Source organism: Vreelandella boliviensis LC1 (genome assembly GCF_000236035.1).
Taxonomy (GTDB): domain Bacteria; phylum Pseudomonadota; class Gammaproteobacteria; order Pseudomonadales; family Halomonadaceae; genus Vreelandella; species Vreelandella boliviensis.
Window position 1 is genome coordinate 43,488 of the sequence record NZ_JH393260.1, and the last position, 11,410, is coordinate 54,897.

The 11,410-nt window shown below is 55.6% G+C and carries 10 protein-coding genes; 5 read left to right on the forward strand and 5 right to left on the reverse strand.

Annotated features, from left to right (window positions below; all coding sequences use genetic code 11):
* Nucleotides 1-162: 162 nt before the first annotated feature.
* From KUC_RS17180 to KUC_RS17195, 4 genes are all read left to right on the forward strand, one after another.
* Nucleotides 163-2,505: a Tex family protein gene (locus KUC_RS17180; RefSeq protein WP_007114511.1), complete on the forward strand. Its 2,343-nt coding sequence runs from the start codon at nucleotides 163-165 to the stop codon at nucleotides 2,503-2,505.
* Nucleotides 2,506-2,652: 147 nt separating this feature from the next.
* On the forward strand, nucleotides 2,653-4,293 hold the full coding sequence (gshA, locus tag KUC_RS17185) for a glutamate--cysteine ligase (protein WP_040481469.1): 1,641 nt from the start codon (nucleotides 2,653-2,655) through the stop codon (nucleotides 4,291-4,293).
* Nucleotides 4,290-4,790: a disulfide bond formation protein B gene (locus tag KUC_RS17190; RefSeq protein ID WP_007114513.1), complete on the forward strand. Its 501-nt coding sequence runs from the start codon at nucleotides 4,290-4,292 to the stop codon at nucleotides 4,788-4,790. Before gshA ends, KUC_RS17190 begins: the two co-directional genes overlap by 4 nt.
* 20 nt (nucleotides 4,791-4,810) lie before the next feature.
* Nucleotides 4,811-5,671 (forward strand): alpha/beta hydrolase, encoded by an 861-nt coding sequence (locus tag KUC_RS17195; protein WP_007114514.1) that lies wholly within the window; start codon nucleotides 4,811-4,813, stop codon nucleotides 5,669-5,671.
* 10 nt (nucleotides 5,672-5,681) lie between these two features.
* Here the strand turns inward: KUC_RS17195 and KUC_RS17200 are convergent, their stop codons facing one another.
* The 5 genes from KUC_RS17200 to KUC_RS17220 form a co-directional block, all read right to left on the reverse strand.
* A complete protein-coding gene (locus KUC_RS17200; RefSeq protein ID WP_007114515.1) occupies nucleotides 5,682-6,362 on the reverse strand; it encodes an ABC transporter ATP-binding protein in 681 nt (226 codons plus the stop codon).
* A complete protein-coding gene (locus KUC_RS17205; protein ID WP_007114516.1) occupies nucleotides 6,355-7,107 on the reverse strand; it encodes an ABC transporter ATP-binding protein in 753 nt (250 codons plus the stop codon). The genes KUC_RS17200 and KUC_RS17205 overlap by 8 nt, the downstream gene beginning before the upstream one ends.
* Entirely contained in the window at nucleotides 7,100-8,182 is a 1,083-nt protein-coding gene (locus tag KUC_RS17210; protein WP_007114517.1) for a branched-chain amino acid ABC transporter permease, read from the reverse strand. The genes KUC_RS17205 and KUC_RS17210 overlap by 8 nt, the downstream gene beginning before the upstream one ends.
* Entirely contained in the window at nucleotides 8,175-9,095 is a 921-nt protein-coding gene (locus KUC_RS17215) for a branched-chain amino acid ABC transporter permease (protein WP_007114518.1), read from the reverse strand. The genes KUC_RS17210 and KUC_RS17215 overlap by 8 nt, the downstream gene beginning before the upstream one ends.
* A gap of 63 nt (nucleotides 9,096-9,158) precedes the next feature.
* Entirely contained in the window at nucleotides 9,159-10,301 is a 1,143-nt protein-coding gene (locus KUC_RS17220) for an ABC transporter substrate-binding protein (protein ID WP_007114519.1), read from the reverse strand.
* 457 nt (nucleotides 10,302-10,758) lie between these two features.
* Here KUC_RS17220 and KUC_RS17225 point away from each other — a divergent pair, with 457 nt between their 5' ends.
* A complete protein-coding gene (locus tag KUC_RS17225; RefSeq protein ID WP_007114520.1) occupies nucleotides 10,759-11,247 on the forward strand; it encodes an Rsd/AlgQ family anti-sigma factor in 489 nt (162 codons plus the stop codon).
* Nucleotides 11,248-11,410 lie beyond the last annotated feature (163 nt).

Below are 11,410 nucleotides of genomic sequence, written 5' to 3' on the forward strand. Positions count from 1 at the left end.
AGCCTCCTCGCAATGACATATGAGGTGTCATTTCGAGCCTCTGTTGTCATTGCGAGCGAAGCGAAGCAATCTCGGGGGTTATTCTCAAGGCCATGCCAGCCGTGGCGCGTTTGTGATACCTTGTTGGGCACTAAAAAATGCTGCATGAGTTAGTTGCAATTTATGGATGTCAATCAGCGTATTATTTCCCGCCTAGCCACTGAGCTTGGTGTACGTCCCGAGCAAGTATCCGCCACGGTGGAGCTGCTGGATGGCGGCGCAACCGTGCCGTTTATTGCCCGTTATCGTAAAGAAGTCACCGGCGCGCTGGACGATATTCAGCTGCGCCAGCTTGATGAGCGCCTCCGCTATCTGCGCGAACTGGAAGAGCGTCGCGCCGCAGTGCTAGCTGCCATTGATGAGCAGGGCAAGCTGGACGGCCCGCTGAAAGCCAGCATTGAGGCCGCAGAGACCAAGCAGCGGCTGGAAGATTTATACCTGCCGTTTAAGAAAAAGCGCCGCACCAAAGCGCAGATCGCTCGCGAAGCAGGGTTAGAGCCGCTGGCGGATGCCCTGCTTGCCGACCCAACGCTTAACCCGGAAAGCGAAGCAGGAAACTATTTGCGCCCGGCAGAGGGCGATATTCCCGCCATCGAAGACGCCAAGGCCGCCCTGGATGGCGCCAAGCAGATCTTGATGGAGCGCTTCGCCGAAGACCCCGAACTTATCGGCCAACTGCGCGAGCGGTTATGGCAAGAGGGCGAGCTAAGCGCCCGGGTGCTGGATGGCAAACAGCAGGAGGGCGCTAAGTTTTCCGATTACTTTGAACACGATGAAAAGCTCGCCAAAGCACCGTCACACCGTGCCTTGGCAATGTTCCGGGCGCGCAACGAAGGTGTATTGAGCCTGTCTATCCGGCTGCCCGGCGAAGAAGAAGCGCCCATCCACCCCGCCCAGCTAGCGATTGCCAAGCAGTTTGGTATCAGTGATCAGGGCCGTGCAGCGGATAAATGGTTAGCGGAAGTCGTACGCTGGACTTGGCGGGTGAAGCTCTACACCGCCCTGGAGACTGAGCTGCTGGGTCGCCTACGCGAACAGGCTGAGCTTACCGCCATTGAAGTGTTCGCCGCCAACCTAAAGGACCTGCTGCTAGCCGCCCCGGCGGGGCAGAAAGTCACCCTTGCTATTGACCCTGGTCAGCGCACCGGCTGTAAGGTGGCAGTGATTGATGCGACCGGGCAGTTTGTCGACCACACCGCTATCTACCCCCATGCGCCGCAAAACCAATGGAATGAAGCCCTGAGCGTGCTGGCGAAGTTGGTGAAACAGCACGGCGTTGAGCTGATTGCCGTAGGTAACGGCACCGCCAGCCGCGAAACCGATAAGCTGGCGGGTGAGCTGCTTAAAGCGCTGGCGCCAGCGCATCGATTAAGCAAAGTCATGGTCTCGGAGGCGGGTGCCTCGGTCTATTCCGCTTCTGAATACGCCTCACGTGAAATGCCGGATCTTGATGTCACGGTACGCGGCGCGGTCTCCATTGGCCGTCGCCTGCAAGATCCGCTGGCCGAGCTGGTTAAAATCGAGCCCAAGTCGATTGGCGTGGGCCAGTACCAACATGATGTCTCTCAAGTGCAGCTGTCGCGCAGCCTGGAAGTAGTGATAGAGGACTGTGTTAACGCCGTGGGTGTCGACCTCAATACCGCCTCCAGCGCACTGCTTTCCCGGGTAGCCGGGCTGAGTGCTGCGCTGGCCGAAAATATCGTTGCCCAGCGCAACGTTAAAGGCGCTTTCAAAAGCCGTAAAGAGCTTTTAGAAGTCAGCCGTTTAGGCGCAAAAACCTTCGAGCAGTGCGCGGGTTTCCTGCGTATCCACAACGCCGATAACCCCCTGGATGCCAGCGCCGTTCACCCGGAGGCCTACTCATTGGTCGAGCGTATCGCCAAGCAGAGCGGTCGTGAAGTACGCGGCTTGATTGGCGATAGCGCCGCTCTGAAAGCTTTAAAGCCTGCCGACTTTGCCGATGAGCGTTTCGGGGTGCCCACCGTCAGCGATATCCTCAAAGAACTGGATAAGCCCGGCCGCGACCCGCGCCCAGAATTTAAAGCCGCTGAGTTCCGCGAAGGGGTCGAAACACTAAAAGATCTCAAGCTCGGCATGGTGCTCGAAGGCACCGTGACTAACGTCACGCACTTCGGCGCTTTTGTGGATATTGGCGTCCATCAGGATGGCCTGGTGCATATCTCGGCGCTATCTGACCGCTTTATCGACGATCCGCGCAGCGTGGTGAAGGCGGGAGATATCGTCACCGTTAAAGTCATGAGCGTGGATATCCCGCGTAAGCGGGTAGGGCTATCGATGCGGCTGGATGACCAGCCGGAGGCTGAAAACAGCGGCTCACCTACGGACCAACACAATGCGACCCGCAAGCCGTCCCGAGGCCAGCGTAGCAGCGCTAAGCCAGCCGAAGCACCGACCCCCATGGGCGCGCTGGGTGCCGCATTGTTAAAAGCGCGAGGCGGCAAATAGTCGCGCGCCTTGAAAAAAACATGGTTGCCGCCATATCCTGCCTTCTATTTCGCGTCGTTGAGAGATTAGAGGCTGAGACAATGGCGATGCCACCTGACTACACCAAGGCCCGCTCACAGCGGGCTTTACTGACAAGGAGTGTTCACCTTGCCTGAACCACTCACTGTGCCATCTGCGCTGACCGCGCAAGTCGAGCGCCTGATTCCCAGTGCGCGCCTTGGTCGGTTGGGCCGCCTGCGTCGTGGGCTTGAAAAAGAGGGGCTGCGGGTTGATGCTAACGGGCACATTGCCCAAACGCCGCACCCACACGCGCTTGGTTCTAAATTAACGCACCCGCATATCACCACTGATTACTCAGAGTCGCTGCTAGAGTACATCACGCCGGTTTACTCCGACCCTGGTGAAGCGCTGTGCTTTTTATCTGACCTGCATACCTTTACCTATCATCACCTGCAAAACGAATGGATATGGCCCGGCAGCATGCCTTCCAGGCTATCTGGTAACGACAGCGTGCCGATTGCCGACTACGGCTGCTCTAACGTCGGCACCATGAAGCATGTTTACCGTAAAGGGCTGGACATGCGCTATGGCCGTATCATGCAGGCGATTGCAGGCGTTCATTACAACGTATCGCTGCCCGATGATATGTGGCATGCCCTGCGCGAGTTGGAAAAAGCCACCAATATTCCCTTCAACGATTACCGCTCAACCCGCTATTTCGGCATGATTCGTCACTTCCGCCGCCATAGCTGGTTACTGCTCTATCTGTTTGGCGCCTCACCGGCCATCGATAAGAGCTTTTTGCCTGAAGGGAAAGTGCCAGAAAAGCTTCAGTCGCTTAGCGACGATACTTACTTTGCCCCTTACGCGACGACCTTGCGGATGTCCGATCTGGGCTATCAAAACAAAGTACAGTCGCAGCTTAAAATCTGTTTTAACTCGCTCTCTAACTACGTTAATACCCTGCGTCATGCCATCTCATCACCATGGCCCGACTATGAAAAAATGGGCGTTAATGTGGACGGAGAGTGGCGTCAGTTAAACGCCAATATTCTCCAGATCGAAAACGAGTACTACAGCGATATTCGCCCCAAGCGGGTCGCCAAGCACAACGAAACGCCTAGCCAAGCGCTCGAAGCCCGCGGTGTGGAGTACATCGAAGTACGCTGTTTGGATTTAAATCCCTTCGATCCCCTTGGCGTTACTGAAGACCAGATGCGTTTTGTGGACACTTTTTTGATGTGGTGCCTGCTCAGCGACAGCCCATGGATCTCCGACGAAGAGTGTGACCGCTTAGACGACAACCGCCGCTGGGTGGTTGAGCGTGGTCGTGACCCTGAACTCAAGTTATTCAACCATGGTGAAACCACTTCGGTGCTTGAGTGGGGCGAGCAGATATTCGCTGAGATGGGCGAAGTCGCCCGACTGTTAGATGCCGTCGAAGAGGGAAGCCCTCATGCTGACGCTCTGGCAAGCCTCGCGCCACGCCTAGAAGATCCTTCGCTAACCCCCTCTGCCCAGGTGCTCGAACGGCTCAAAGCGAACGGTGGATCGCTTAGCGATTTGATGCTCATTCTGGCCAAAGAGCAGGCGGAGCAGTTAAAAGCCGAGCCTATGCAACGTAGCCGCGAAGCACTGCTAGCCCAGTTGATAGAAACATCGCACCAGCAGCAGCATGATATTGAAGCCGCTGACAAAGAGACCTTTGAGGATTTTTTACAGGTCTACTTCACCAAAGCTCGTGAGTCCCGCGCAATGTCGGCGCTGCCATCGGAGGTTCGTCAATGATTCAGCGCCCCTTTCGCTCGATTGCCCTGGCCGGTTTAGCTTTCTGCGTATTAATGATGGCGGTAGCCCTGGGGCTTGAACACATCGGCGGTTATGAACCCTGCCCGCTGTGTATCTTTCAGCGCGTTGCGGTGATCGTTGCTGGTATCGTGTTCGCGATTGCCGCTATCCACAGTCCCGCTGGGCGTGTGGGTAAAGTCATTTATGGGCTGCTGTCGCTGGCTGCCGTTGGAACCGGCGCCTTTGTCGCCGGGCGTCATGTGTGGCTACAAGGCTTGCCTGCCGACGAAGTACCTTCCTGCGGCCCAGGGCTTGATTACATGATGGATATCCTGCCCATGCAGGACGTGGTGGCCATGGTGTTAACCGGCTCTGGCGAGTGCGCTAACATCGATTTCTCTTTATTAGGCCTCTCACTGCCCGCCTGGACGCTGATTGGCTTTGCCATCTTGGCAATCGCCCCGCTGCGTATGCTCTGGTTATCAACACGTAAGTAGTAGCTTTAAGGGAATTCGGCGTGCTTTATCAACACTTTGCGACTCAAGAAGAGATCGACCGTGCCTACGACCCAATGCTCGGTCGAGACCCGGCGGTGTTGGTAAAGGATTGGTGTCAGCGCAGTGAGGTGTCCCGGGCACGCCACCGTACAACGCTTAATCTTGCTTATGGACCTTCGCTTGCAGAGCGCATGGATATCTTTCATGCCGATGTACCTAACGCACCGATGCATGTGTTTTTCCACGGCGGCTACTGGCGCTCACTAAGCCACCGTGAATTTAGTTTTATCGTTGATGACTTGGTGAAAGCCGGTATCACTGTTGCGGTGGTTAACTACGCGCTCTGCCCCCAGGTGCGCTTTAGCGAGCTGGTGCGGCAGAGCCAGGCCGCAGTGGCTTACGTATACAAGCATGCCGCTGAGTTAGCCATCGACCCTGAGCAAATGAGTATTTCGGGGCACTCGGCAGGTGGGCATCTATGCGCGATGCTAATGTCGACGGACTGGGAGGGCACCTTCGGTTTGCCCAACCAACTGATTCGCGGCGCGCTGTGTATCAGCGGCCTCTACGATCTTCGGCCTTTTCCCTGGTCGTGGCTGCAACCCAAGCTACAGCTTAGCGGGCGCGATGTGCAGGAGTTCAGCCCCTTATGGCTACCGTGCCGAGTGCCTGGGACGATAAAGTTGGTAGCAGGGGGCTTAGAGTCTGACGAATTTGCTCGGCAGATGAGTAGTTATGCTGAGCATTTGACTGGGCATTTAAAAGAGCAGGGGCAGAATGTGACCCAGCAGCTACTCCCCGATGACGATCATTTCTCGATTCTTGAGCACTATCTTGACGATGGCTGCTTTGTTGAATGGATCAAAGCATTTCATACCTAACCAGAGGCGCCTAAACGCCTAGATAGCGATCACGAACGGTGCTATCCAGCACGTCTGGCTTACCCTCCCACACGCTGCGGCCCTTCTCCAAGATAGTGCAACGGTCAGCGATGGGCAGGATTTCACTTAACGACTTATCCACCAATAGCGTGGCCTGGCCTTGCGCCTTGAGCAGGCGAATCGCTCGCCAAATCTCTTGTCGGATCACTGGCGCCAAGCCTTCGGTGGCTTCATCCAGTACCAGCAGGCGTGGATTGGTCATTAGCGCACGACCAATGGCCAGCATCTGCTGTTCGCCACCGGAGAGGGTGTTAGCTATTTGCGCGTGGCGCTCCGCTAAGCGGGGAAATAGCGTTTCCACTTTCTGCAGTGTCCATTCACCTGGTCGAGCTGTTACCAGCAGATTTTCGCGCACCGACAAATTAGGGAAACAGCGGCGACCCTCTGGTACCAAACCCAATCCCGCTTTGGCAATCCGGTAAGCCGGCAGGCAGCGCAGGTTCTGGGATTCAAACTCAATGCTGCCGCGGCTGGCCGGGGTAAGGCCGAAGATTGAGCGAATGGTGGTGGTTTTACCCATGCCGTTGCGCCCCATTAGGGCCACCATCTCACCGGCATTGACTTCAAGGTTCACCCCAAACAGCGCCTGGGAGGGGCCATAAAAGGTTTCAATATTGGTCACTTTAAGCATCAGAATCCCCCAGGTAGGCTTCGCGAACGCGCGGATCCTGCTTAATCGCGTGACTATCGCCATGGGCGATAACGCTACCGGACACCAACACCGAAATTCGATCGGCAAGGCGAAACACCGCTTCCATATCGTGCTCAATGAGTAGAATAGGCACTTCTAGCTTTAGCGCTTCAAGCAGCTCGGTCAGCTTCGCCGAGCCCTCTGGGCCCAAACCTGCCATGGGTTCGTCCAGCAGAAGGGCGCGGGGCTTGAGTGCTAAGGCGCAGGCCACTTCTACCTGACGGCGCTCGCCATGAGAAAGCTCAAACACAGGTGTCCAGGCGCGGTGGCTAAGTTGCATACGCTCCAGCGCTTCATATGCTGGCGTAAGAAGCTGCTGATCACTGGCGACGGGTTTCCAGAAGCGAAAGCTGTGGCTCTGCAGGGCTTGAACACCCATCATCACGTTACGCATTACCGATAGCGGTTCCGCTAGTGATGAGACCTGAAAACTACGCCCCAACCCAAGCCGCGCCCGCTGAGCGATACTCATGCTGGTGATCTCCCTACCCACTAAGTAAACACTCCCTTCATCAGGGCGTATGTTTCCAGCGATTTGACCAATTAGGGTCGATTTCCCCGCGCCGTTGGGGCCAATCAGGGCGTGAATTTCCCCTTGATGAAGATCCAGTGAGACATCGTTGGTCGCCTGGAGTGCGCCAAAGCGCTTATGCAGGTTTTGCAGTGAAAGGACGCTCTCACTCATTGCGCTCCCTCCCGGCGAGCCACCCCAGCACACCGTGCTTGGCAAACAGCACTACCCCGAGTAGCACTAGACCCAGGAAAAGCTGCCAGTACTCGGTGATGCCGCCTAGCAGTGTCTCCATCATCACAAACAGCACCGCTCCGGCCAGGGGGCCATATAGCCGCCCCACGCCGCCTAAGATGACGATTACCATGAGCTCACCAGAGAAGTGCCAACTGAGCATTGCCGGGCTAACAAAGCCATTCAGATCGGCATAGAGGGCGCCTGCCAGCCCGGTTATCGCCGCCGAAATAACAAACGACACTAGGCGAATAGGGTAGGGGTTGATCCCTGCTGTCGCCAAGCGTACATCGTTGAGGCGCGCCATGGTCAAGGCGGCACCAAAACGTGATTTCATCAGTCGTGAAGTGATGGCCATCGCCAGCACCAAGCCAGTGAAGCAGATCAGAAAGTAGGTAAGCGCATTGCTGCTATCTGCCAGCGGCAGGGTGTTGCGTATATAAATAGGCAGGCCATCCTGGCCGCCATAGGTCGGCCAGGAGTTGGCAAAGTAGTAAATCATCTGCGCAAAGGCGAGGGTGATCATAATGAAATAGACCCCCGTAGTACGTAGTGAAATAGCGCCAATGGCTAGCGCCAGCAGCGCGCACAGCAGGACAGCGACGAGCCACACCACTAGCATGCTATCGCTACCCGGCACGGTAAACGGCCAGCTCATAAACGGTGTTAAATCGAAGGCGTGGAAGGCGCTGATGCCTGCCACGTAGCCGCCCAGACCAAAATAGACGGCATGGCCAAAGCTCACCATGCCGCCGTAGCCAATCGCCAGGTTAAGGCCCACCGCCGCCATGGCGATAATGGTGATCCGAGAGGCCAGATTGACGTAATAAATGTGGCCCAGAAAATAAGCCGCCACCGGCAGCAGTAACAGCAGGCCGAGTAGGGTCAACTGAACCAGGCCTTTACGGTCAAAGTGGCTATTTGCCTTGGACGCTAACGCAGCGTCGGTAGTGGTGCGTTGCGAAGCGCGATTAGCCAGGGAGGAGCTATTAGACGTTGAAGTATTATTAGTCATGAGCAGAGAATAGCCCCTTAGGCTTAAACGCGAGGATAACGGCCATAAGGATATAGATCAGCATCGCGGCCAGCGCTGAACCGACCCCGGTTGCCTCAGAAGGCGGCATAAACGCTTGGAAAAAGATGGGCAAATAGACCCTGCCCAAGGTATCGACAATACCTACCAGGAGCGCACCGAGCAGCGCGCCTTTAATCGAGCCAATACCGCCGATGACAATTACTACAAAGGCCAGGATTAGCACCGGCTCCCCCATACCCACCTGCACCGATTGTAGCGCGCCCACTAAAGCCCCCGCTAAGCCTGCAAGCCCTGCACCTAAGGCAAACACCAGCGTATAGAGTTTTGAAATATTGACCCCCAGCGCACCAATCATTTCGCGGTCGCTTTCCCCTGCCCGAATGCGCATGCCTAACCGCGTGCGCGAAATAAGCAGGTAAAGGGCAATCGAAATAGCAATACCCATGCCAATCAGCACTAGTCGGTAGATGGGGTAGCGGGTATCTCCCGGCAAGGTAACGAACCCGGTTAGCCAAGAAGGTGGACTCAGCCATAAGGGTGATGAGCCGAAAATCCAGCGTGTGCCCTCTGAAAAAATCAGAATAAGCGCAAAGGTGGCCAGCACCTGATCAAGGTGAGGGCGATGATAAAGCCGACGAATCACTAGCAGTTCTACTAATGCACCCACCAAGGCCGCCGCCGCTATACCGGCGCCCAAACCCAACAAAAAAGAGCCTGTCGAGGCCGTCACCGTCGCCGTGGCGTAGGCCCCCACCATATAAAAGGAGCCATGGGCGAGATTGATCAGCCCCATGACCCCAAACACCAGCGTCAGGCCGCTGGCCATCAAAAACAGCATTGTGCCCAGCTGCACGCCGTTAAGTAATTGCTCAATCAGCAGAGTAACCGACACGGTAGGAATCCTTAGTGCGGTAAGAGAATAAAGGCTGGGTGAATACACCCAGCCGAGGCGAACTTACATCTGGCACTGCTCAAAGTAGACGTCTTGAATATCTTCAACAGCGATACCCATCAGGCGATTGGTGGGCTCTCCATCGTCCCCCTCTACGACTTCACGCACGTAGATATCCTGGATGGGGTGCTGGTTGGGACCAAAACGGAACTCGCCGCGCACGCTGTCAAAGTCGGCGGCCCGCAGCGCTTCGCGAAAGGCGTCTTTGTCATCAGGATGGGCGGTTTCAAGCGCACTAAGGATCAGGTTAGCGGTGTCGTAACCTTGCGCCGCGTAGAGGGTCGGCATGCGGCTATAGGTAGCCTGGAAGCCCTCAACAAAGCGGTCGTTGGCCTCATTTTCCAAATCATAAGCCCATAGCGAGGTATTACGTGCGCCAATGGCAGCACTGCCCACCGCTTTGATAAGAATTTCATCAAAGGAGAACGCTGCGCCAAAGATTGGCATTTCAACTCCCGAGCTCTCCCACTGCTTCATAAACGAGATACCCATGCCGCCGGGCAAGAAGAAAAACAGGCTGTCGGCATCGCTATCGCGAATCTGGGCAATTTCAGCGGCGTAATCGGTCTGGCCCATTTGGGTGTAAAGCTCGCCGACGACTTCGCCTTCGTAAAGGTGTTTGAAGCCTGCTAAGGCGTCGGTGCCAGCGGGGTAGTTAGGCGCCATAATGATCGGGTGCTCATACCCCTCTTTACGCATATAAGCGCCCATCGCACCATGTAGGTTGTCGTTCTGATAAGCCACATTGAAGTAGTTCTCGTGGCACATCCTCCCGGCTAAATCGGAAGGCCCGGCATTGGGTGAGAGATAGAAGGTACCCTGACGTACCACTGACGGAACGACAGCCATCGCCAGATTCGACCAGATAATCCCGGTCAGAATATCGACCTTATCTCGCTGCATAAACTCATTGGACAAGCTACGAGCTAGATCCGGGCGTCTAGCGTCATCCTGGATCAGGACTTCCACATCGTCACGGCCCGACTGCTCGAGTGCCAGCATAAAGCCATCGCGAACATCCACGCCCAAGTGCGAGCCGCCCCCAGAAAGCGTTGTGATCATGCCAATTTTGACGTCATCAGCGTGAGCGGTAACCAGACTTGAGGAGAGCAGTAGGCCAAGGCCCAAGCGCGTTATCTGTTTCATGGTATGTTCCTTGTTTTAATTAACCCTTGCCGTATTTCCTGACGTACTTCATCTTGCTGAAATCTATCGTTTAGAACAACAAAAGCTGCGACTATTTGGTCGCTGCCAGGTTAGAACAGGCCATGTTATAGCCTATCGAGAGAGCGGTGTCGTCTTAAGTCAGAGCCCAGTGTGCTTTCTACTCGGTATATCCTGCTTGCTGCTGTGCTCGCAATGGTGGCCGGAAGATGAGAGCATCGTGAGAGGCATGAATATGGCAAGGCCAGCCGACTGAGAGCGCTGGTCATCAGCCATAGAAGAAAGCGTTATGGGTAGTGAACTTTTAGTACCATGGAAACCGTACTTGCTAGGATTGACAGAGGTAGTGGGAGGCGCGACTCTAAGCCTATTCTTTGTTCTGAGCGGTTAATAGTCGTTATTAATAGTAGTTAAAAGGTGAGTTTAAGGAGAAAGCCCCATGCTCGAAGATTGTAAAAATGCCCTGGAGCGCTGGGGAGGCGTACATACCCTAATCGACCGCTGGCTGGATCAGCGTCGTCAGCTATTAGTTAGCTTTATCGAGCTGAAAGAAGCGTGTGATGCTGAACTGGAAGCAGTGAACAAGGCGCCCATCGATACCTTCAGTGAGCAGTTGATGGACTACATCAGCGCTGGCCACTTTGAGATTTATCCCCAGCTGTCGGAAGAGGCTCAGGCCTTTGGAGATGAGGGCGCGCTCGTCATCGCGGAGAAGTTGCTTGAGCGTTTAGAAATGTCCACCGAGATGGTGTTGGAGTTTGATACCGATTTTGGCTCTACGCTCAGCTGCGAGCAAAATATCGCCCGCCTTCCTGCCTGGATTGATCGTTTGGCCCGCGGCCTTACCGAACGCTTCGCGCTGGAAGACCAGTTAATCGCGCGCTTACACGCCGTTCATAGCCCGCAGCACACCAAAGCACCCGCTTAACCTGAGATTGCTTCGCTTCGCTCGCAACGACATGGCGGGGCTCGCAACGGCATGGCGGGGCTCGCGACGACACTTCATATGTCATTGCGAGGAGCGCAGCGACGTGGCAATCTCTTTGGCGGTAGCAAAACCCCGAGATTGCTTCGCTTCGCTCGCAATGACA

Coding starts and splice junctions, on each gene's coding strand:
- KUC_RS17200 (WP_007114515.1), bottom strand. CDS start 6,362: ATGCTTAAAGTGACCAATATTGAAACCTTTTATGGCCCCTCCCAGGCG.
- KUC_RS17190 (WP_007114513.1), top strand. CDS start 4,290: ATGATTCAGCGCCCCTTTCGCTCGATTGCCCTGGCCGGTTTAGCTTTC.
- KUC_RS17210 (WP_007114517.1), bottom strand. CDS start 8,182: ATGACTAATAATACTTCAACGTCTAATAGCTCCTCCCTGGCTAATCGC.
- KUC_RS17220 (WP_007114519.1), bottom strand. CDS start 10,301: ATGAAACAGATAACGCGCTTGGGCCTTGGCCTACTGCTCTCCTCAAGT.
- KUC_RS17205 (WP_007114516.1), bottom strand. CDS start 7,107: ATGAGTGAGAGCGTCCTTTCACTGCAAAACCTGCATAAGCGCTTTGGC.
- KUC_RS17225 (WP_007114520.1), top strand. CDS start 10,759: ATGCTCGAAGATTGTAAAAATGCCCTGGAGCGCTGGGGAGGCGTACAT.
- KUC_RS17180 (WP_007114511.1), top strand. CDS start 163: ATGGATGTCAATCAGCGTATTATTTCCCGCCTAGCCACTGAGCTTGGT.